Source organism: Myxococcus sp. AM010, assembly GCF_013372585.1.
Classification (GTDB): domain Bacteria; phylum Myxococcota; class Myxococcia; order Myxococcales; family Myxococcaceae; genus Myxococcus; species Myxococcus vastator.
Map to the genome: position 1 here is coordinate 14,205 of NZ_JABXEO010000031.1, position 19,764 is coordinate 33,968.

Annotated in this window: 19 protein-coding genes; 7 read left to right on the forward strand and 12 right to left on the reverse strand. The window is 70.1% G+C overall.

The genetic code is table 11. The features are described from left to right. Window positions 1-7: 7 nt before the first annotated feature. The gene (locus HV826_RS16335; RefSeq protein WP_176417955.1) at window positions 8-1,282 is read right to left on the reverse strand and encodes a phosphatidylserine/phosphatidylglycerophosphate/cardiolipin synthase family protein; all 1,275 of its coding nucleotides are present in this window, start codon (window positions 1,280-1,282) and stop codon (window positions 8-10) included. A 141-nt stretch (window positions 1,283-1,423) separates the two neighbouring features. Here HV826_RS16335 and HV826_RS16340 point away from each other — a divergent pair, with 141 nt between their 5' ends. Next, complete coding sequence (locus HV826_RS16340; RefSeq protein WP_176417956.1) at window positions 1,424-3,757, forward strand: acyl-CoA dehydrogenase; 2,334 nt, start codon at window positions 1,424-1,426, stop codon at window positions 3,755-3,757. A 63-nt stretch (window positions 3,758-3,820) separates the two neighbouring features. Further along, window positions 3,821-4,333, forward strand: a complete 513-nt coding sequence (locus HV826_RS16345; RefSeq protein WP_176417957.1) for an ester cyclase — start codon at window positions 3,821-3,823, stop codon at window positions 4,331-4,333. 8 nt (window positions 4,334-4,341) lie between these two features. On the opposite strand, the gene HV826_RS16350 is transcribed toward HV826_RS16345, so the two are convergent. Further along, window positions 4,342-4,968, reverse strand: a complete 627-nt coding sequence (locus HV826_RS16350; RefSeq protein WP_176417958.1) for a hypothetical protein — start codon at window positions 4,966-4,968, stop codon at window positions 4,342-4,344. A gap of 147 nt (window positions 4,969-5,115) precedes the next feature. On the opposite strand from HV826_RS16350, the gene HV826_RS16355 reads away from it, so the two are divergent. Next, entirely contained in the window at window positions 5,116-6,552 is a 1,437-nt protein-coding gene (locus tag HV826_RS16355) for a M48 family metalloprotease (protein WP_176417959.1), read from the forward strand. Between the two features lie 44 nt (window positions 6,553-6,596). Here HV826_RS16355 and HV826_RS16360 read toward each other — a convergent pair whose 3' ends face one another. After that, window positions 6,597-7,424, reverse strand: coding sequence for a hypothetical protein (locus HV826_RS16360; RefSeq protein ID WP_255207674.1), 828 nt, complete (start codon window positions 7,422-7,424; stop codon window positions 6,597-6,599). A 131-nt stretch (window positions 7,425-7,555) separates the two neighbouring features. On the opposite strand from HV826_RS16360, the gene HV826_RS16365 reads away from it, so the two are divergent. Beyond that, entirely contained in the window at window positions 7,556-8,011 is a 456-nt protein-coding gene (locus HV826_RS16365) for a DUF3293 domain-containing protein (protein WP_176417960.1), read from the forward strand. A gap of 87 nt (window positions 8,012-8,098) precedes the next feature. On the opposite strand, the gene HV826_RS16370 is transcribed toward HV826_RS16365, so the two are convergent. The 4 genes from HV826_RS16370 to HV826_RS16385 form a co-directional block, all read right to left on the reverse strand. Next, the gene (locus HV826_RS16370; protein ID WP_176417961.1) at window positions 8,099-8,518 is read right to left on the reverse strand and encodes a hypothetical protein; all 420 of its coding nucleotides are present in this window, start codon (window positions 8,516-8,518) and stop codon (window positions 8,099-8,101) included. Between the two features lie 145 nt (window positions 8,519-8,663). Next, on the reverse strand, window positions 8,664-9,275 hold the full coding sequence (clpP, locus tag HV826_RS16375; protein ID WP_140795382.1) for an ATP-dependent Clp endopeptidase proteolytic subunit ClpP: 612 nt from the start codon (window positions 9,273-9,275) through the stop codon (window positions 8,664-8,666). A 104-nt stretch (window positions 9,276-9,379) separates the two neighbouring features. Then, the gene (gene fumC / locus HV826_RS16380) at window positions 9,380-10,780 is read right to left on the reverse strand and encodes a class II fumarate hydratase (protein ID WP_176417962.1); all 1,401 of its coding nucleotides are present in this window, start codon (window positions 10,778-10,780) and stop codon (window positions 9,380-9,382) included. Window positions 10,781-10,878: 98 nt separating this feature from the next. Further along, complete coding sequence (locus HV826_RS16385; protein WP_240358020.1) at window positions 10,879-11,232, reverse strand: PspC domain-containing protein; 354 nt, start codon at window positions 11,230-11,232, stop codon at window positions 10,879-10,881. A gap of 250 nt (window positions 11,233-11,482) precedes the next feature. Here HV826_RS16385 and aceB point away from each other — a divergent pair, with 250 nt between their 5' ends. From aceB to HV826_RS16400, 3 genes are all read left to right on the forward strand, one after another. Continuing rightward, window positions 11,483-13,108 carry a malate synthase A gene (gene aceB, locus HV826_RS16390; RefSeq protein ID WP_176417963.1) on the forward strand — a complete coding sequence of 542 codons (1,626 nt, stop codon included), beginning with the start codon at window positions 11,483-11,485 and terminating at the stop codon, window positions 13,106-13,108. 57 nt (window positions 13,109-13,165) lie between these two features. Then, complete coding sequence (gene aceA, locus HV826_RS16395) at window positions 13,166-14,452, forward strand: isocitrate lyase (RefSeq protein WP_176417964.1); 1,287 nt, start codon at window positions 13,166-13,168, stop codon at window positions 14,450-14,452. A gap of 178 nt (window positions 14,453-14,630) precedes the next feature. After that, the gene (locus HV826_RS16400) at window positions 14,631-15,038 is read left to right on the forward strand and encodes a hypothetical protein (RefSeq protein WP_176417965.1); all 408 of its coding nucleotides are present in this window, start codon (window positions 14,631-14,633) and stop codon (window positions 15,036-15,038) included. A gap of 3 nt (window positions 15,039-15,041) precedes the next feature. On the opposite strand, the gene HV826_RS16405 is transcribed toward HV826_RS16400, so the two are convergent. The 5 genes from HV826_RS16405 to HV826_RS16425 form a co-directional block, all read right to left on the reverse strand. Further along, the gene (locus tag HV826_RS16405; RefSeq protein ID WP_176417966.1) at window positions 15,042-15,284 is read right to left on the reverse strand and encodes a hypothetical protein; all 243 of its coding nucleotides are present in this window, start codon (window positions 15,282-15,284) and stop codon (window positions 15,042-15,044) included. Window positions 15,285-15,351: 67 nt separating this feature from the next. Further along, on the reverse strand, window positions 15,352-15,690 hold the full coding sequence (locus HV826_RS16410) for a hypothetical protein (protein ID WP_176417967.1): 339 nt from the start codon (window positions 15,688-15,690) through the stop codon (window positions 15,352-15,354). A 103-nt stretch (window positions 15,691-15,793) separates the two neighbouring features. Beyond that, a complete protein-coding gene (locus HV826_RS16415) occupies window positions 15,794-17,077 on the reverse strand; it encodes a TIGR04013 family B12-binding domain/radical SAM domain-containing protein (RefSeq protein WP_176417968.1) in 1,284 nt (427 codons plus the stop codon). Between the two features lie 67 nt (window positions 17,078-17,144). Further along, the gene (locus tag HV826_RS16420) at window positions 17,145-18,728 is read right to left on the reverse strand and encodes a serine hydrolase (RefSeq protein WP_176417969.1); all 1,584 of its coding nucleotides are present in this window, start codon (window positions 18,726-18,728) and stop codon (window positions 17,145-17,147) included. Between the two features lie 299 nt (window positions 18,729-19,027). After that, a complete protein-coding gene (locus tag HV826_RS16425; RefSeq protein ID WP_176417970.1) occupies window positions 19,028-19,606 on the reverse strand; it encodes a hypothetical protein in 579 nt (192 codons plus the stop codon). Window positions 19,607-19,764 lie beyond the last annotated feature (158 nt).

A 19,764-nucleotide genomic window follows, 5' to 3' on the forward strand; every position in this document is an offset into this window, starting at 1 on the left:
TCTGACGCTACCGGTCCTGCCCCACCAGCTGCGTCGCCCGGCGGGCCAGCCGCCGCCAGGGGTTGGTGCGGCCCCCATTCTCCAGCGTGACTTCCTTCGAGTGCCGCAGGTCCCTGGCCCAGCACCGCGCCAGCTTGCGGACGAAGGACGCGTCGTGGATGACGAGCGAGCCCTCCTTCAGCTTGTTGAGCGACAGCGAGTCCATGTTGGTGGAGCCCACCACGGCGAGCCAGTCGTCCACGAGCAGCGTCTTCGAGTGCATCATCGACGGCTGGTACTCCCAGATGCGCACGCCCGCGGCCAGCAGCCGCTCATACGTCGACCGCTGGGACGCCCTCATGATGGGCACGTCATGGTTGGGCCCCGGCCCCAGGACGCGAATCTCCACGCCCTGACGGCACTTCTCCTCCAACTGCTCCAGGATCGCGTTGGGCGGTGAGAAGTACGCGTTGGCAATCCAGATGCGCTCACGCGCCGCGCCAATCACGATGCGAATCATGCGCTCCGCGTCGGTGAGGCCCAGCTTGCCCGCGCTGTCGATGAAGCCCGCGGCGCAGGGGCCCGCGGGCTCCGCTTCCGGAAAGGCGCTGGGCGCAATCAACCCGCCGCCCGACTCCTGCCAGTGCCGGGAGAACGACAACTGCATGCGGCGCACCTCGGGCCCCTCGACGCGGACGTGCGTGTCGCGCCACTCATCCGGCTTCAGGCCGTCGCCTTCCCACACCTTCCAGATGCCGAAGCCGCCCGTATAGCCAATGCGCCCGTCGACGATGACGAGCTTCTGGTGACTGCGCCCCAGCAGACGCCCCAGCACCTTGCCCGCCAGGAGCCGGTAGTAGTGGACCTCCACCCCGGCCTCCGTGAGCACCTTCTCCACCTTCTGGTCGAAGTCCCGGTCGCCGCGAATCTCCTCGCTGCCCACCGGGTCCACCACCACGCGGCACGCCACGCCCGCCCGGGCGCGCTCCACCAGCGCCTCCACGATGCGGTCCGACAGCTCACAGGGCCGCCAGATGTACACCAGGACGTGCACGCTGCTCCGGGCGGCGCGGATGTCCTCCAGCATGCGCTCGAAGACGGCGCTGTTCTCCAGCAACTCCAGCGAGTGCCCGGGAATCAGCCCCACGCCCGTGGACTGGTACAGCGCGAACGAGAACGCCTCCGGCCCGGGTGGCAGCGTGAAGGGGCCCGTCATCTCATGGCGCTCACGCTCCGCGCCGTCAGAGAAGCCCAGCGCCCCGGGCTTGGGAATCAGCGCCTCCAGCTCCTGCATTTCATCCATACGGGCAAGCTAGGGATGCCCCCCTCCGCTCGGAATGCCTCGCCTGCTCGCCTGCCCCGGGCCCGGCGCACGCTTCCCGTTGCCGCGCGGCGCCATGCTGGACACACTGCGCCCGTCCTCTCGCATCCAGGAGCGCCGCCCATGGTGGATGACACCCGTCCGACAGCCCACGAGCTGCTGTCCCTTCCTCGCCTCGCTCCGCTCGTGCCCATGCTGTACGTGGCCTGGACGGACGGGGAGCTCACGCCGGAGGAGCTTCGCGCCATGGGCTCCGCCGCCCGCGAGCAGCCCTGGCTCGACCTGCGCGCCAACACCGTGCTGGCGGGCTGGCTGGACCCGCTGGTGCCGCCCAGCCCCGGCGAACTGGCCCAGGTGCGCGAGCACATCCGCCGCACCGCGGAGCGCCTGTCCCACAGCGAACACAACAACCTCGCCGAGCTGGGCGCGCGGCTCGCCCAGGTGGGCAACGGCGACGAGGGCCTCCCCGCCCCCATGCCGGAGCTGACGCGCGCGCTGGCGCAGTTGGAGGCGTCCCTGGGCGTCTCCGGCAGCGAGGCCGTCCGCTCGCTCGTCCCCGCCGCATCGCCCAGCCGCGCCCATGAGGGCACGCCCACCTCCTTCGACCCGGAGGCCCTGCGCGCGGTGCTGGACCGGACGTACCCGGAGACGCGTGCCCAGGTGCGCCAGTGGCTGGCGGACCCGGCGTTTCGATACACGGACACCCGCGATACGACGAAGTACCGCGACCAGGTGCTCGCCTGGCTCAAGGCCATGGCCGACCAGGGCCTGGGCCGCATCGCCTTCCCCGCCGGCAATGAGGCGAGCGCGGACCTGGGCGCCTTCGTCACCGCCTTCGAGACGCTGGCCTATTTCGACCTGAGCCTCGTCATCAAGGCCGGCGTCCACTTCGGGCTCTTCGGCGCCAGCATCCTCTTCCTCGGCACCGAGCAGCACCACCGGAAGTACCTGCCCCAGGTGGCCTCGCTGGAGCTGCCCGGCTGCTTCGCCATGAGCGAACTGGGCCACGGCTCCAACGTCCGGGACGTGGAGACGGTGGCCCGCTACGACGCGGAGGCCGGCGAGTTCGTGGTGCACACGCCGACGGATTCGGCGCGCAAGGAGTGGATTGGCAACGCCGCGCGGCACGGGCGCATCGCCACCGTGTTCGCGCAGCTGGAGGTCGGTGGCCGGGCGCTGGGCGTCCACGCGCTGCTGGTGCCGCTGCGCGACCCGGCCGGCAAGGTGCTGCCCGGCGTTCGCATCGAGGACTGCGGCGAGAAGATGGGCCTCAACGGCGTGGACAACGGCCGCATCTGGTTCGAGCACGTCCGCGTCCCGCGGGAGAACCTGCTGGACCGCTTCGGCCAGGTGAACGCGCAGGGCGAATACACCAGCGCCATCACCGGCGACTCCAAGCGCTTCTTCACCATGCTGGGCACGCTGGTGGCGGGCCGGGTGAGCGTGGCCGCCGCGGCGCTGAGCGCGGCCAAGAGCGGGCTCACCATCGCCGTGCGCTACGGTGACTTGCGGCGCCAGTTCGGCCCCGCGGGCGACAAGGAGTTCCGCCTGCTGGACCACCAGGCCCACCAGCGCCGCCTGCTCAAGCCCCTGGCCAAGACGTACGCGGTGGACTTCGCGCTCGAATACCTCGTCGAGCGCTACGTGAAGCGCACCGAGGAGGACGCGCGCGAGGTGGAGTCCCTGGCGGCCGGCCTCAAGGCCTACAGCACCTGGCACACCACCGCCGTCCTCCAGGAGGCGCGCGAGGCGTGCGGCGGCCAGGGCTACCTGGAAGCCAACCGGCTGGCCGCGCTGAAGGCGGACACGGACGTGTTCACCACCTTCGAGGGCGACAACACGGTGCTGATGCAGCTGGTCGCCAAGGGCCTGCTCACCGGCTACAAGCAGCGCTTCGAGGACGACCGCGTCTTCGCCGTGCTGAAGCTGCTGGCGGACCGGGCCACCAGCGTGGTGGACCGCAACCCCTTCGCCGCGCGGCGCACCGACAGCGAACATCTGCGCGACAACGACTACCACCTGCGCGCGCTGCGCTTCCGTGAAGAGGAGCTGCTGGCCACCGTGTCCAAGCGCCTCCGCAAGCGCCTGAGCGCGGGCGTGGAGGCCTTCGCGGCCTTCAACCAGGTCCAGGTCCACCTGCTGGAGCTGGCGCACGCCCACGTGGAGCGGCTGGTGCTGGAGCAGTTCCTCAAGGGCGTGGCCGACGTGAAGGACCCCGGCCTGAAGACGGTGCTGGTGCGCCTGTGCGACCTCTACGGCCTGTCCTGCCTGGAGGCCGCCAGCGGCTGGTTCCAGGAGCACGGGTGGTTCGAGGCCGCCAAGGCGAAGGCCATCCGCAAGGAGGTGACGCACCTGTGCGCCGAGCTGCGCCCAGATGCGGTGGCGCTGGTGAACGCGTTTGGAGTACCGGACACCTGCCTCGCCGCCCCCATCGGCCTGGGCCACCTGTCGCCATGAGGTGAACGTTTGCGGCGGGCGGCACTGCCCGCCTGCCTGCCCCATGCGCAGCCTCATGGGGCCATGACACGACACACGACGATTCTATTGTTCGCACTCGGGTGGCTGTCGGGCTGCGCCACGCTGTCCCCCGTGGAGCGCGCGGCCGCCCTGGAGGCCCAGAACAAGCAGCGGGTGCGGCAGCTCACCGAGGAGCTCTACAACCTGCGCAAGCTGGACCGCATCCCGGAGTTCATCGCCGAGGACTTCGTGGACCGCTCCCAGGGCGCGCCCCTCAACGCGGTGGGCCCCGCCTTCATCCGCCAGCAGGCGGAGGCCAGCTTCCAGACCTTCCCCGAGCTGAGGTTCGACATCCTCCACCTGATAGCGGACGGCGACCTGGTGCTCGTGCACTGGAAGGCCACCGGGCCGGACCCCCAGCAGGTGGACGCGGCCGGTGAGCCCCAGGCCCTCCTGCTGCAAGGACACTCCCTGTACCGCCTGCGCGACGGCAAGGTGGTGGAGTCCTGGGACATCTCCGACCGCCTGTCACCGCTGCTCCAGCGTGGCTACAAGGTGGTGCCACCCACGCTGTAGCCGCCCGCTCAGCCGCCCGGCGCGCGGAACACCGCGCCGTCCTGGCCCTCCACCACCAGGCTGGCGCCATCCGACGGAGACACCCGGAGCGCCACGCGCGGCAGCCCCTTGCGGTCCCTCAGCACCAGGCCGGGAGCGCCATGCTCGTCCGCGCCCAGGATGGCCCGGGGCCGTCCGTCCGCGTCCGACAGCTCCAGCCGCGACGAGCCATCCACCTGGAGGCCCACCGCGAACAGCTCCCCGCCGCCGGGCTTGGACAGCGTCAGACGCGGCGCCTCGTCGGAGTACACCATCAGCTCGGCCAGGGACTGGCCCTCCGCGGTGGAGAAGCGCAGCCGGGGCGCCCCGTCCTCGCCCACCCCCAGCAGCGCCCGGGGCCGGCCCTCTCCGTCGCGCAGCACCAGGCCCGCGTTGCCCTGCGCGTCGGTGTCCAGCGTGGCCCGCGTCTGGCCGCGCGCGTCCGTCAGCACCAGCCGGGAGGCCACCAGCGTCCCGGAGGACACGTCTTCGCCCCGGAGCGCCGCCGCGCCCAGCCCCAGCCCCGCCAGCGCGAGCGCGGCGAACGTCAGCCCCTGCCACCGCCGGCAACTGCGCTCCAGCCGCGCCATCCGTGCTTCGAGCGACTCCGAATCCATTCGAACGCCTCCTCGCGAAGAGAAGCTAACGGAAGCGGGCCCGGTGCGCGCGCCCGACTGTCCAGCAGTGACGGCTCGCCCACGCCCGCCGTGGTCGCATGGCCGCCGCTGACCTATCTGCGCATCCACCCCTACCAGGAAGGCCCCATGACTTCACGACTCCGGCTGCTGCCGCTGCTGGCCCTGCTCTCGCTGACCACCTGCGTGCGCAACCCCGCCACCGGCAAGCGCATGCTGTCGCTCGTCTCCCAGGATGACGAGATTGCCCTGGGCAAGCAGAGCGCGGAGGAGGTGCGCGGCTCCATTGGCCTCATCCAGGAACCCAAGGTGCAGGACTACGTCGCCCGGGTGGGCCTGCCCATGGCGAAGGCCTCCGAGCGGCCGGAGCTGCCCTGGACCATCCAGGCCGTGGATGACCCGGTGGTGAACGCCTTCGCCCTCCCCGGCGGGCCCGTGTTCGTGACGCGGGGCCTGCTCACCGCGCTCAACTCCGAGGCGGAGCTGGCCTCCGTGCTGGGGCACGAAATCGCCCACATCACCGCGCGGCACTCCGTGGAGCAGCTGTCCCAGGCGCAGCTCGCCCAGGCCGGCCTGCTGCTGGGCAGCGTGCTCAGCGAGGACGTGGCCCGCTTCGGGGGCCTGGCCGCCGCCGGTCTCCAGCTGCTGTTCCTCAAGTACGGCCGTGACGACGAGCGTCAGGCGGACGAGCTGGGCTTCAAGTACATGCTGGACGGCGGCTACGACGTGCGCCAGGCGGCCGACGTCTTCGCCACCCTGGACCGCGTGGGCAAGGCCGCGGGCGGGCAGAGCCTCCCCGCGTGGCTGTCCACCCACCCCGACCCGGGCGACCGCGTGAAGACGGCGCAGGCGCGCGCCGCGAAGGCCAACGTGGACTTCAGCCAGCTCAAGGATGGCCGGGAGGCGTACCTCGCCATGCTCCAGGGCATGCCCTACGGCAACGACCCGCGGCAGGGCTTCTTCCGGGGCAACGTCTTCATGCACCCGGGCCTGCGCTTCCAGCTCACCTTCCCCCAGGGGTGGAAGACGGCGAACCAGCCGCAGCAGGTGGCGGGCATCAGCCCCCAGGAGGACGCCATCGTCGGGCTGGTGCCCACCGGCAACATCGCCCCGCGGGAGGCCATGCAGCGCTTCCTCGCGCAGGAGGGCATCCAGCCCACGAGCGCCGCGCCCACGGGCTTCCCCCAGGGCGCCGCGTTCTTCCAGGCGCAGACGGAGCAGGGCGTCATCGCCGGCGTCACCGCCTTCGTGTCCCAGGGCGGCACCACGCTCCAACTCCTGGGCTACACCGGCGCGCAGCAACTCCCCGCCTACGAGGACGCCTTCCGCGCGACCTTCTCCAGCTTCAGCGAGCTGACGGATGCGTCGGCGCTGGCCGTCCAGCCCGCGAAAATCGAGCTGGCGAAGGTGGCGTCACCCATGACGCTGCAGCAGTTCAACGAGCAGAATCCGTCCACCATCCCCCTGGAGGAGCTGGCCCTCATCAACGGCGTCCAGCCCGGGGACACGCTGCCCGCGGGCCGCACGGTGAAGCGCGTGACGGGCGGGGTGCGGACCACGCCCTGATGAGCCCTGCTCCGGCATGGGACGGCCGGAGCAGGGCGTGCCGCTCAGTGATCCATGTCCTCGCCGGCACGCTCGGACGCGCGGTAGCTGTCGTCGCGGTGGTCCGTCTCCTCCATGGCGCCCGGGGGGAGGATGTCGGGACCGCGCCGGACCGGGCGGCCCGCGCCGAACAGGAAGCCCAGCTTGAACTGCGCGAAGCCGCCGTTGAAGCCCGCGATGGCCTCCGAGTCGGTGCCGGTGCTGTTCACCTCACCCACGATGGGGAAGGAGAGGCCCACTTCGGGCATCAGCCGGAAACCCTCCGTCACCCGCAACGCGTAGCCCACCGAGGCGCCGACGCTGATGATGTTGATGGCGGCGCCGTCATCGCCCGCGGACCCGGCGACGCGCGTCCAGATGGCGCGAGGCCCCAGCACCAGCTCCGAGCCGCCCTTCGTCTTGAAGCCCACCAGCAGCGGGACGGCGACGTTCAGGTAGCTCGTCGAGGCCGACTCGCCGTCGTCGCCCGTCCCCGTGCCAATGGACGCGCCGGAGATGGACGGCGCCAGGGAGATGGCCTTGACCGGGTCATTGGGCTGGGTCAACAGGAACTTGCTCTGCAGCTCCGCCAGGGAGGAACCCAGCCGGACGCCCAGGTCCACGCGCTCCGACACGCCATACCGAATCGCCAGGTCGAAGTGGGGCACGTACCCCGCCGCCGAAACACCTTCGTCATCCCCAAGGACGGCCGCGCCCATGACACCCGGCTCGATGCCAACCTGGAAGCGGCCCTCCCCCAGCGTGTCCGCCGTCTGGACGTGACTTACCGACGCGCAGCCCGTCCCAAGCACACCTATCAATGCAGATACAGCAGCAACAGAGCGACGAAACATGTTCCCCTCCAAAGCCTCTCATTCCGTTCCGGAACGTGGCGGGGCATGGACGACGAACGGAATCGGACATTCACACTGAATCGTCCGAAACCCGATTTTTCCTGGCGGGGGCGCGGCGCATCATGAGCGGCATGAGCCCCCATGAACGCGAGCGACTGACGAAGGCCTACGCGGCGACGCGCTATGTCATCCGGCCCCACGCCTGCACCGGTGGCGTGGAGCAAATCCTGCGGGCGGGCGCCCTGCATCCCGCGCTGGACGCAACCCTTGCGGCGCGCGGCCACCGGGAGTGGGCCTTCCTGACGGCGTGGAACCCCGGCTCCCAGCGGCGTGGCGCCGAGGAGAACCGCCGCGCGCAGGAGCGGCTGGAGGCGCAGCTCGTCGCGGGGGGCTGGGTGGTGGCGCCCGCGCTGGGCCAGGCGGATGACGGGAGCTGGTGCGAGCAGAGCCTCTTCATCCCGGGCCTGCCCCGCGAGGAGGCCGCGCGCTTCGGCCGCGCCTATGGACAGGTGGCGGTGCTCGTGGGGCGCGCCGGCACGCAGGCGGCGCTGCTGTTCTGCGAGGACACCCACGCGCCGGCACCGTGACGCGTCAGCCGTGTTGCGTCAGGCGCCTCCAAGGGAACGCCGGCGCCCGGGCGGGCCTCCGCCCGTGGCGAGGGGCGCTCCTCCCGCTCAGGGAATGGGGCCCCGGGGCTGACCGGCCGCCGGCACAGGGCCACTGCCACCCAGGGCGGCGTCACCCGGGTTCTCCGGGATGACGTCCAGCTCGCGCGCGTTCGTCACCTGGCGCGTCAGCTCGTCGAACTCGACCTCCAGGAAGCGGCCGGGCTGGTCCGCGAGGCCGAAGCGGATGCGCCAGTAGTTGGGGCGTATCTCCACGGCCTCACTGGCCTCGGCGAGGACGACCGCGTTGTTGCGGGCGTATTCCTCACCGGCCTGGACCACGTCCCGGGCGCCCAGCTCCGTCTGCACGGCGGCCGAGCTGGGCGGCACGGGGGGACGGCCGGTGGGCCCCGTCGCGCAGGCCATGGAGGCCAGGATGGCGCCGGGCAAGAGGAACCGCGGGACGATGCGAAATCGGATCGGCGTCATATGCCCATGGTGAGCACGCCGCGTGCCACCTGCAGGCAGGGAAGCCGGAAACGTCCAGTGCGGGACGTGCGTCCGGCGCGGCGCCTGAGTGGCACCCCGCCGGGAGCGCACCCCACCCCGGCAAACGTCCGGGGCGGAGAGGGCCCTACTTCGCCGGAGCGGGCGTCGGGGCGATGGCGCGCTGCTTCTCCACCACCTCGTCGATGAGGCCGTACTGCCGCGCGTCCTCGGCGCTCATGAAGTAGTCGCGCTCGGTGTCCTTCTCGATGCGCTCCACGGTGTGCCCCGTGTGCTTCACGATGAGGCCGTTGATGTAGCTGCGCAGGCGGAGGATTTCCTTGGCCTGGATGTCGATGTCCGTGGCCTGGCCCTGCGCGCCGCCCAGCGGCTGGTGAATCATGATGCGGCTGTTGGGCAGGGCGTAGCGCTTGCCCTTCGCCCCAGCCAGCAGCAGCAGCGCGCCCATGGAGGCCGCCTGTCCCACGCAGATGGTGGACACCGGACACTTCACGTACTGCATGGTGTCGTAGATGGCCAGGCCCGCCGTCACGGAGCCACCCGGCGAGTTGATGTAGAGGTTGATGCCCTTGTCCGGGTCCTCCGACTCCAGGAAGAGGAGCTGGGCGACGATGATATTGGCCACGTCGTCGTTGACAGGCGTGCCCAGCATGATGATGCGGTCCTTGAGGAGCCGGCTGTACAGGTCGTACGCCCGCTCGCCGCGGTGCGTGGTCTCGATGACGAAGGGGACGTTCATGACGCCCCTACCCTAATCGCCCTTCCGCCGCCGCGCCCGTCCCTTCTTCCCGGAGCGTGCGCTGTCCCACGCTTCGACGCCGGGGCCCCCGCCTCCCTGGGGACCTACCCCTCGTGGCCCGTCATGTCCTCCGGGCGGACCCACGCATCGAACTGCTCGGGCGTGACGAACCCCAGCGCCACGGCCGTCTCCTTGAGCGTCGTGCCGTCCCGGTGGGCCGTCTTCGCGATTTTCGCCGCGTTGTCATAGCCGATGTGGGGGTTGAGCGCCGTGACGAGCATCAGGCTGCGCTCCAGGTTCTCCTGGATGCGGGGCCGGTTGGGCTCGATGCCCACCGCGCAGTGCAGGCGGAAGCTGCGCATGCCGTCCGCCAGCAACCGGCAGCTCTGGAGCAGGTTGTGGGCGATGAGCGGCTTGAAGACGTTGAGCTGGAAGTTGCCGGACGCGCCGCCCACGGTGACGGCGACGTCGTTGCCCATCACCTGGGCGCACAGCATGGTGAGCGCCTCGCTCTGGGTGGGGTTCACCTTGCCCGGCATGATGGAGCTGCCCGGCTCGTTCTCCGGGATGATGAGCTCCGCCAGCCCGGAGCGCGGCCCCGACGACAGCCAGCGCACGTCGTTGGCCACCTTGAAGAGCACCGCCGCCAGCCCCTTGAGCGCCCCGTGCGCCTGCACCAGCGCGTCATTGGCGGCCAGCGCCTCGAACTTGTTCGGCGCGGTGACGAAGGGGTGGCCGGTGAGCTGCGCCAGCTCCTTCGCCACACGCTCGGCGTAGCCCTTGGGCGCGTTGAGGCCTGTGCCTACCGCCGTGCCGCCCAGGGCCAGCTCCAGCAGGTGCGGCAGAGTGCGCTCCAGGTGCCCCTTCGCGTGGTCCAGCTGCGCCACGAAGCCGCCCAGCTCCTGTCCCAGCGTCAGGGGCGTGGCGTCCTGCAGGTGGGTGCGGCCCACCTTCACCACGCCATGGAAGGCGCGGGCCTTCTGCGCGAGCACGTCGCGCAGCGCCTTCAGCTCCGGCAGCACGTGCTCGCTGAGGGCGGCCACGGCGGCCACGCTCATCGCGGTGGGGAAGACGTCATTGGAGCTCTGCCCCTTGTTGACGTCGTCGTTGGGGTGGACCTTACGGCCCTCGCCGCGCTCGCCGCCCAGCAGCTCCGAGGCGCGGTTGGCCAGCACCTCGTTCGTGTTCATGTTCGTCTGCGTCCCGCTGCCCGTCTGCCAGACGCTCAGGGGGAACTCCGCGTCGTGCTGGCCGGCCAGGACTTCGTCCGCGGCGCGGAGGATGGCCTCGCCCTTCTCCTTCGCCAGCGAGCCGTTCTCCACATTCACCTTCGCGGCGGCCTTCTTCACCAGCACCAGGGCGCGGATGAGGGCCAGCGGCATGCGCTCGGTGGAGATGGCGAAGTTCTGGAGGCTGCGCTGCGTCTGGGCGCCCCACAGCCGGTCGGCGGGGACGTCGATGGGGCCGAAGGTGTCTCTCTCGGTGCGGACGTTCTTCGTGCTCACGCGCGGGGCTCCTTGGAAAGAAAGGTGGCCCCTTCGAATAACAGGCCGGAGCCTTCAGGCAGGGCTCCGGCGTGTTTTTCATCGTTGGACGCTGAGCACTACACCCGGCGCTCGACGCGCGGCGTGCGCTCCGAGTTGCCCAGGCCGGCCAGCCAGTTGTACGTGCGCCGCAGGGGCGCGGTGCCCGTCGCCGATGGCGGCGTGAAGGCCCACAACAGCAGGTACACCATCAGCGCGGTGCCCCCGGACACCGCCAGCGCCACCACGAAGCCCACGCGCACCAGCGCCGCGTCCACGCCCAGCTCCCGCCCCAGCGCCGCGCACACCCCCGTCAGCAGCCGCCCGTCCACGCCCCGGTGCATCGGCTCCGTGCGCGCGCCGCAGCGCGGGCACCTCCGGACCTCCAGGCTCACTTCCTCCGTGCAGGTGGCGCAGCGTCTCTTGGCGTCCATCACGTCTCCCTTCCGGGGCGGCTCCCACTTGGCGTCCGTGGCCCCCATTCCTACCTACGCGCCCTGGTGCTCCCCATTGCATCCGCCCCTGGGGGGCGATTTGTTGATTTACAGATTTAACAAGTCGGCTGTTGACACAGTTACAGGCAAGCAGGCAAAGATTCACGCCGCACTTCCTTTCTGCACTCTCAGGACTCATTTTCCGAGCCGTCACAGCAAATTTACAACGCGCCTAGCCAAAGGAGCCCAGATGTCGGACCAAGCCCCCGCTGTGAAACCCCCGGCGTTCGGACCGGGCGTGGTGGTGAAGGGGCCCTGGCACCCCGACTACGCCGAGGTCCTCACGCCCGAGGCCCTGGACTTCGTGGCGAAGCTGGTCCGCACCTTCGGTGAGCGCCGGCTGGCCCTGCTGGAGCGCCGCAAGGCCGTGCAGGCGGCCTGGAGCAAGGGAGCGCGGCCCCACTTCCTGCCGGAGACGAAGGCCATCCGAGAGGGAGACTGGACGGTGGCGCCCCTGCCCGCCGACCTGAAGGACCGCCGCGTCGAAATCACCGGCCCGGTGGACCGGAAGATGGTCATCAACGCGCTGAACTCCGGGGCGAACGTCTTCATGGCGGACTTCGAGGACGCCAACAGCCCCACCTGGGACAACGTGGTGCGCGGGCAGGTCAACCTGCGCGACGCCGTGCGCGGCACCATCTCCTTCACCGCGGAGAACGGGAAGCACTACGCCCTCAACCCGAAGCGCGCCGTGCTCTTCGTGCGCCCCCGCGGCTGGCACCTGCCGGAGCGGCACCTCGAAGTCGACGGCAAGCCCGTCTCCGGCTCGCTGCTCGACTTCGGGCTCTTCTTCTTTCACAACGCCCGGGAGCAGCTGGCGCGCGGCACCGGCCCCTACTTCTACCTGCCGAAGCTGCAGAGCCACCTGGAGGCCCGGCTGTGGAACGACGTGTTCCACCTGGCCCAGTCGGAGCTGGGCATCCCGCGCGGCACCATCAAGGCCACCGTCCTCATCGAGACGCTGCCCGCCGCGTTCGAGATGGACGAAATCCTCTACGAGCTGCGCGAGCACTCGGCCGGCCTCAACTGCGGCCGCTGGGACTACATCTTCAGCTTCATCAAGACGCTCCAGTCGGACACCCACGTCGTGCTGCCTGACCGCGGCCAGGTGACGATGGACAAGGCGTTCCTCAACGCCTACTCGCAGCTGCTCATCCAGACCTGCCACCGCCGCGACGTGCACGCCATGGGCGGCATGGCGGCCTTCATCCCCATCAAGGGGGACGCGGCGGCCAACGAGGCCGTCATGGACAAGGTCCGCGCGGACAAGCTGCGCGAGGTGAAGAACGGCCACGACGGGACGTGGGTGGCCCACCCCGGCCTCGTGGAAATCGCGCGCGACATCTTCGACTCGCACATGAAGGGGCCCAACCAGCTCTCCAACAAGCGCGACGACGTGAAGATTGGCGAGGCGGAGCTGCTCAAGGTGCCGTCTGGCACGCGCACCGAGGAAGGCCTGCGCCACAACATCCGCGTGGGCATCCAGTACACCGCCGCGTGGCTGGGCGGCCTGGGCTGCGTGCCGCTCTACAACCTGATGGAGGACGCGGCCACCGCCGAAATCTCACGCGCCCAGGTGTGGCAGTGGATTCACCACCGCGCATCGCTGGAGGACGGCCGCGAGGTGACGCCCGCCCTCTTCCGCGACGCGCTGGGCGAGGAGATGGCCCGCCTGGACAAGGAAGGCGCGAAGGAGCGCTACGGCGCGGCCCACCTGGAGCGCGCGCGCGTGCTCTTCGAGCAGCTCTCCACCGCCGGCACCTTCGAGGACTTCCTCACCCTGCCGGCCTACGACGCCTTGGAAGCCCAACGCTGAACCCTTCTCACCTTCGCGGCAACAACCCACCACTTTTACCGTAGCGAGGAGCCCACGATGTACGACGCCACGCCGACGACCGCCGATGCTTCCCCTCACGCCAAGCTCCACGCGCAGCGTTTCGAGGGCATCAAGCGCAACTACACCCAGCAGGACGTGGAGAAGCTCCGCGGCTCCGTCACCATCAGCTACACGCTGGCGGAGCTGGGCGCCAAGAAGCTCTGGGAGCTGCTCCACACCGACGACTACATCAACGCGCTCGGCTCGCTCACCGGCAACCAGGCGGTGCAGATGGTGCGCGCGGGCCTGAAGGCCATCTACCTGTCCGGCTGGCAGGTGGCGGCGGACGCGAACTCCGCGGGGCAGATGTACCCGGACCAGAGCCTCTACCCGGTGGACAGCGTCCCCACCGTGGTCCGCAAAATCAACAACGCCCTGCGCCGCGCGGACCAGATTGACCACGCGGAGGGCCGCAAGGACCGCTACTGGTTCGCGCCCATCATCGCCGACGCCGAGGCCGGCTTCGGTGGCCCGCTCAACGCCTTCGAGCTGATGAAGGGCATGATTGAGGCCGGCGCCGCTGGCGTTCACTTCGAGGACCAGCTGGCCAGCGAGAAGAAGTGCGGCCACATGGGCGGCAAGGTGCTGGTGCCCACCAACCACTTCATCCGCACCCTCTCCGCGGCCCGGCTCGCGGCGGACGTCATGGGCGTGCCCACCCTGCTGGTGGCGCGCACGGACGCGGACAGCGCCAAGCTGCTGATGAGCGACTCGGACGAGTACGACCACGCCTTCATCGACAAGAAGGCCGGCCGCACCGCGGAGGGCTTCTACCGCCTCAACGGCGGCCTGGACTGCGCCATCGCCCGCGGCCTGGCGTACGCGCCCTACGCGGACCTGGTGTGGTGCGAGACGAGCACCCCGGACCTGGCCCAGGCGAAGAAGTTCGCCGAGAGCGTCCGCGCGAAGTACCCGAACAAGCTGCTGGCCTACAACTGCTCGCCGTCCTTCAACTGGAAGAAGAACCTGGACGACGCCACCATCGCGAAGTTCCAGCGCGAGCTGGGCGCCATGGGCTACAAGTTCCAGTTCGTCACCCTGGCCGGCTTCCACGCGCTCAACTTCGGGATGTACGAGCTGGCGCGGAAGTACAAGGACCGCGGCATGGCGGCCTACAGCGAGCTGCAGCAGGCCGAGTTCGCGGCGGAGAAGGACGGCTACACCGCCACGCGTCACCAGCGCGAGGTGGGCACCGGCTACTTCGACCAGGTGGCCGAGGTCATCTCCGGCGGCAACGCCAGCACGCTCGCCCTGACGGAGTCCACCGAGGCCCACCAGTTCTAGGCCACGGCGCCGTTTGAAGTCCCAAGGAGGCCGCGGCTGACGGGGAGCACGCCCGTAAGTCCGCGGCCTTCGGGCGTTTTGGGCCTTCCGCGCAACTTCGCCGGCGGCCGGGCGATAATGGGGATTCGAGAGGTCCGACACGTGCGTGGTGCGCGTCCCGGGCCGAGACGGAGCCGCCATGAACCGCATCAACTCCCTCAACGGTCCCCGGATTCAGCCCCCCACCACGCAGGCGAGCAGCCGCGCCGCGAGCACCGGCTTTGGCGCGCTGGTGAACCCGATGGCCCCGGCCAACCGGCCTGGGGATCCGCTGATGGTGTCGGGGGGCGCGGTGGTCGCCTCGGCGCTCGCCTCGGTGGGCGGCTCGCCGAACAACGGGATGCTGAACTCCTACCTCTCCGCCGTGGGCCGCGGGCCCATCTCCGAGGACGGCTCGCGGGCCCCGGTGTCCCAGGCCCCCGCGGGCTCGGAGCAGGCGCAGCAGGAGCAGGTCCTCATGGAGCTGGCGGAGATGTCCGCCGCCACGCTGTCCAACTCCATCCTGCACATGGGCAACAAGATGAAGGTGGACCTCGACCGGGAGTAGGGCTCAGCCCTTCTTCTTGTCGCTCTCCGCGTTGTAGGCGTCGCGCTGGCCGCGTTGCAGCTCCGGCCCCTTGCGCCACGGCAGGTCGACGTCGGTGCGCTGGCCGCCGTTCTGCTCGGTGATGTCGTTGAGGAACTCGGCGCGCCCCTCCGCGGGGACGTGCTCGCCGTCCGCCTCGGGGTCCTTCTGCTTCTGGGGGTCCAGCGGGATGCCCGCGCTCCGCTTGAGGTAGTCCTTGGGGTCCATGTCCCCAAGGTGGAGACGCCCACCGCCCGCGAGCAGGGAGCGGACAGCCGGGCGGGCTCGTGCTGGCTCAGTTGAGGTACTTGGGCCGGGGCGGCTCGGCGGGCTGCTGCTTCATCCGCTCCAGCCCTTGGCGGGTGAGGACGAAGCGGACCACGCCGGAGCCTCGCTCCGTCTCGATTTCCGCCTCGAAGGCCGGCCCTGCGATGCCGCCGAAGGACACATCCTTGCGCAGGTTCACCACCCGGCCGCTCACCATGTCCCCGGCCACCTCCCTGGCGCCCTCTCCGCGCTGGTGCAGCTCGAAGGCCGCCTGGTGCAGCGTCATCGCCAGCGAGGGCGACAGCGGCTGGTTGCTGAAGAGGACGGAGATGAGGAGCCAGTAGGGAGGTGCCGGGTCGGTGGACATCGCGGCCTCATCCTAAGCGCCTGGCGGAGCGGAGGCCCGTGGAGGTGACGGCCCTGGGAGCGCTCAAACACACGAAGGGTCATGTTCCTGGCCTGGCTTACCGCTACCCCGCGCGTGGTCGGCGACGTGAGGCGATGCCCTCGGCCAGGGCAACCTGCTGCTTCCAGTGCCCATACAGGCGCCCCTGCGAAGCCAGCCGGTCCAGCTTGCGCTGGGTCGCCTCATCCACCGAACCGGGCGGCGCGTCGCGGAAGGGCGTCCCCGGCAGCGGCATGAAGGTATGCCCATGCACGCGCGCCCCCAGCCCGGCCAACTGCTCCATCAGCGCCACCGTGGCGTCCACGTCCGCGGGCTCCTCGCCGGGCAGCCCGAGGATGAAGTCCACGTTGGGCACGAAGCCACACTCCACCGCGATGCGGGTGGCGCGCACCACCGTCTCCACGTCGTGCCCGCGGCGCGTGCTCTGGAGGATGCGCTCGGAGCCGGACTGCCCGCCGATGATGAGGTTGTCGTTGTGGACGTAGCGCTTGAGCAGCGCCAGCGCCTCGGGCGTGACGTGCTCGGGGCGGACCTCCGACGGGAAGGTGCCGTAGTAGACGCGCCCATCGGGCGCCATGGCCTCCTTCACCGCGGCGAGCAGGGCCTCCACCGCGTCCAGGTTCACCGACTCGTCGGCGGTGCCGTAGGACATGGAGGTGGGCGTGATGAAGCGGAGGTCGCGTCGGCCCGAGCGCCGCAGCTCCCGCGCCCAGTGCGCCACGTTGGCCACGGAGCGGTGGCGGAAGCGCGCCTTGCTCATGAACGGCGTCTGGCAGAAACGGCACGCGTAGATGCAGCCGCGCGTAATCTCGATGGCGCCGTACTGCCCGTTGCGCGCCGCGAAGGGCGGGAAGTCGTCGAGTTGCACGCCCTCCCCCCGGCCGCGCTGCACCAGCTTCCCGTCCATCAGGTACGCGACGCCGTGCGTGTCACGCGGCTCCTCGCCCCGCAGCACCCGGCCGAGCAACGCGCGCAGGGAGTACTCCCCCTCGCCCACCGCCACCAGGTCGAAGCCCGCCTGGAGCGTCTGGAGCGTCTCCGCCGTGGCATGCACGCCGCCGGCGATGCACAGCACCTCCCGGCCCTCCAGCCGCTCACGCACCCACGCCAGCTCCGCCGCCGCGGGGGCGAAGCTGGCCGAGTAGAAGGACCACGCGGCCACCACCGTGTCTCCGGCGTCCACGCGCTCGCGAAGCGTGTCCAGCAGCGTCTCGCGGCTGCGCGGAAAGTGGAGCGTCACGTCCGCCAGCGCCGGGTCCGACTCCACGGCGCCCGCCAGCACGGTGAAGGCGTACTTGCCCGGGTACTGATAGCTCAGGACGAGCGAAACACGGCGAGATGGCGGCATGCTGGAAGGGCCTTATGCCACAGGGCTGGCAGCGCGGGCACCCGAGCACACCGCCGCCCCGCGCCCGTCAGGGCGAAGGCACCAGGGAGAGGGCCATCGCGTTGAAGGCAGGGAACTCCATGACGTCCGGAGGCACCCGCCCGTCCGGCACGGCCATGCGCACCACCACCAGGTCCTGCGCTGGCACCACCAGCAGGACCTGCCCGAAGGAGCCGCGCGCGGAGTAGCCCTGGGGCGCCCCCTCCACCTGCGTACGCAGCGGGACGCGGGCGCTCTTCTCCATGAACGCCATGACGCCCTTCATCCCGCCCAGCCGCTCGGAGAGCACCCGCACGAAGTCCCCGGAGGGAATCGGCTGGTCCACCACGTCGCGCAGGCGGGACAGCGGCGCCTCGGGCATGCCGTTGCGGCGCGCCTCGTCCACCATGTCCTGGCCCAGCACGCGGAACGCCTTGTCGTAGACGAGCCACCACAACAATCCCGCCGTGGGATTGTGGGCCTGCGATGGCGCCGCGGTGCACTCCTGAACCCAGGACTCGCTCAGGATGCGCTGGCCCTGCCAGACGCCGCGCTGGAGCATCAACTGGCCCACCTTCGCGAAGTCCACGGGGTGCAGGCGCAGCCCCGACATGCCCAGCGGATTGCCAGACGGGTCCTTCTGCCAGAAGACATCACGGATGCCGAGCGGCTCGAAGAGGCGCCGCATGAGATAGGCGTCCAGCTTCTCCCCCGAGGCGCGCTCCACCACGCCCGCGAGCAGGTTGGTGGCCTTGTTGTTGTAGAAGAACTGGCTCCCCGGCACGTCCACCACGTGGGCGTCCAACGCGTAGCGGACGAAGTCTCGCGACTCGTAGATGTCCATCGCGCTGGCGTTCGCCGCCAGCCCCGAGGTGTGGCTGAGCAGGTGCCGCAAGGTGACCTTCCCCTTGAGGCCGTCCTTCCACTCCGGAAAGAAGGTGGAGACGGGCGCGTCGGCGGAGGCAATCCTCCCTTCGTCGATGAGCAGGCCGATGGCCAGCGCCACCACGCCCTTCGTCGCGGACATGGACTCGATGCGCTGCGTCTCGCCGCCGAAGTACCACTCGCCCACCAGCTTTCCATGACGGAGCACCACCAGGGCCGACGAGCCCGCGTCCTCGGCCGCCTTCACGAAGGCCTCGAGCGCCGGCACCGACACCCCCGCCTCCGCGGGCGTCGTCTTCTCCAGCCCGGCCCCCACGTTGCCCTCGGCGCGCGCCTTCAGCGCGTTCTCCCGGGCCCGCGCCACCAGCGCGTCGTAGCCGGGCATCCGCCGCAGCGGCGCCAGGGACTTGTCGTGCAGCAGGTCGCCCGGTGAGCTCATCCCGCGTTCGACGGAGCGCTCCAGCCAGGTGAACGCCGCGGCATCGTCACCGGTGCCCAGCGAGGCATAGGCGGCATACCAGGCCACGTCGTCCGTCTGGTGGCCGCCGTCCCACAGCCGCTGCATCTCCGCGAGCGCGGAGTCGAAACGCCCCACCTCCATCGCCCTGCCCGCCCGCTGCAGGGCCTCACGGAACCGTGACTCGGGGTCCACGGGCGCCTGCGCGGCGGGAGCCGGAGGCGTGGCGGCCGGCTGCGAGTGGGCACAAGCCAGCAAGGTGCAGAGCGGAAGGAAGAGGAGGTATCGCATGGGCGTTCCAAGGGGCGGGCGCTGTTCGGACAACGTCCCTGGAACACCGATATTGCACGGCACACGCGCCAGGGCGAGGGCCGAAGCGGGCGCCCACCCGGGCGTCCAGTCCATGGACGCGAGCTCGACGCGCGGCAAGCCCACGAGGGGTGCCGAGGAGAGGCGGGCCCGCCGCAGCCCAGGGGAACAACGCCCCCTGGGCTGGAGCAGCGACTTCCGGTGCCGCTTCATGAGAGGGCTGCTACGTCAATGGCATCCAGCCCAGGCGAGCAGTGCCCACGGGGCCGCGCCCAGCCACTTCACGAACCAATGACGATGAAGGGGTCGAAGTAGAAATACTCGACGGTCGCCCCGTCCCTCGTCAGCCCGAACACCAATCCGTACTGGAGCTCACCGCTCACGATGGTACTGGCATTGAACGTGACGTACGGGATGTAGCTGCGCGTCATGCTGGCCGTGAGGTCCTGGTCGATGAGCGGGTTGTTGGGCCAGTTGCTCCAGGAAGGAGGCGTCTGCGTCCACTGCGCGTCTTCGTCGTCGAACGCGATGAAGTCAGGCACGGGGCCCGGGTCCATGTCGAAGTTGGGGATGTCGATGGGCCGCTTCGAGGAATCCTTCATGCCCGCGACCGTGAGCTGGGCGCCCTGGAACGTATGCGCGATGATGCCGTTGGGCGCGAGCTTCACGGACGTGAGGTGGTTCTGCTCCTCCGTGTAGATGCGGATGTTCTCCCCCTTCGCGACGGGCACCTTGTACTCGGGGTCTTGGGGCTTGTCGTTCAGGACGAACGGAGGATGCCCGACCGCGACCGCGGTGTTGACGGAGGCCCCGCCCTTGGGAAGTGCACTGGAATCAATCAGGAAGACGATCTTCGCCATGTACGCACCAGCTCTTTCGTGTGGTTGATGTCTATCACTGCTGAACCCTTACATCGGATTCACGGCAAGGAGCTCATCCCGCCTGGCGCAAACCAGAGCAACTCACATGCCATTCATTGCCCCCCCTCGCCGCGTCTGAAATCCACATGGAGGCCGTA

What these genes read in the sequence shown, in the direction of transcription:
- HV826_RS16335 (WP_176417955.1), bottom strand. Translation starts at nt 1,282, where the DNA reads ATGGATGAAATGCAGGAGCTGGAGGCGCTGATTCCCAAGCCCGGGGCG.
- HV826_RS16340 (WP_176417956.1), top strand. Translation starts at nt 1,424, where the DNA reads ATGGTGGATGACACCCGTCCGACAGCCCACGAGCTGCTGTCCCTTCCT.
- HV826_RS16345 (WP_176417957.1), top strand. Translation starts at nt 3,821, where the DNA reads ATGACACGACACACGACGATTCTATTGTTCGCACTCGGGTGGCTGTCG.
- HV826_RS16350 (WP_176417958.1), bottom strand. Translation starts at nt 4,968, where the DNA reads ATGGATTCGGAGTCGCTCGAAGCACGGATGGCGCGGCTGGAGCGCAGT.
- HV826_RS16355 (WP_176417959.1), top strand. Translation starts at nt 5,116, where the DNA reads ATGACTTCACGACTCCGGCTGCTGCCGCTGCTGGCCCTGCTCTCGCTG.
- HV826_RS16360 (WP_255207674.1), bottom strand. Translation starts at nt 7,424, where the DNA reads ATGTTTCGTCGCTCTGTTGCTGCTGTATCTGCATTGATAGGTGTGCTT.
- HV826_RS16365 (WP_176417960.1), top strand. Translation starts at nt 7,556, where the DNA reads ATGAGCCCCCATGAACGCGAGCGACTGACGAAGGCCTACGCGGCGACG.
- HV826_RS16370 (WP_176417961.1), bottom strand. Translation starts at nt 8,518, where the DNA reads ATGACGCCGATCCGATTTCGCATCGTCCCGCGGTTCCTCTTGCCCGGC.
- clpP (WP_140795382.1), bottom strand. Translation starts at nt 9,275, where the DNA reads ATGAACGTCCCCTTCGTCATCGAGACCACGCACCGCGGCGAGCGGGCG.
- HV826_RS16385 (WP_240358020.1), bottom strand. Translation starts at nt 11,232, where the DNA reads ATGGACGCCAAGAGACGCTGCGCCACCTGCACGGAGGAAGTGAGCCTG.
- aceB (WP_176417963.1), top strand. Translation starts at nt 11,483, where the DNA reads ATGTCGGACCAAGCCCCCGCTGTGAAACCCCCGGCGTTCGGACCGGGC.
- aceA (WP_176417964.1), top strand. Translation starts at nt 13,166, where the DNA reads ATGTACGACGCCACGCCGACGACCGCCGATGCTTCCCCTCACGCCAAG.
- HV826_RS16400 (WP_176417965.1), top strand. Translation starts at nt 14,631, where the DNA reads ATGAACCGCATCAACTCCCTCAACGGTCCCCGGATTCAGCCCCCCACC.
- HV826_RS16405 (WP_176417966.1), bottom strand. Translation starts at nt 15,284, where the DNA reads ATGGACCCCAAGGACTACCTCAAGCGGAGCGCGGGCATCCCGCTGGAC.
- HV826_RS16410 (WP_176417967.1), bottom strand. Translation starts at nt 15,690, where the DNA reads ATGTCCACCGACCCGGCACCTCCCTACTGGCTCCTCATCTCCGTCCTC.
- HV826_RS16415 (WP_176417968.1), bottom strand. Translation starts at nt 17,077, where the DNA reads ATGCCGCCATCTCGCCGTGTTTCGCTCGTCCTGAGCTATCAGTACCCG.
- HV826_RS16420 (WP_176417969.1), bottom strand. Translation starts at nt 18,728, where the DNA reads ATGCGATACCTCCTCTTCCTTCCGCTCTGCACCTTGCTGGCTTGTGCC.
- HV826_RS16425 (WP_176417970.1), bottom strand. Translation starts at nt 19,606, where the DNA reads ATGGCGAAGATCGTCTTCCTGATTGATTCCAGTGCACTTCCCAAGGGC.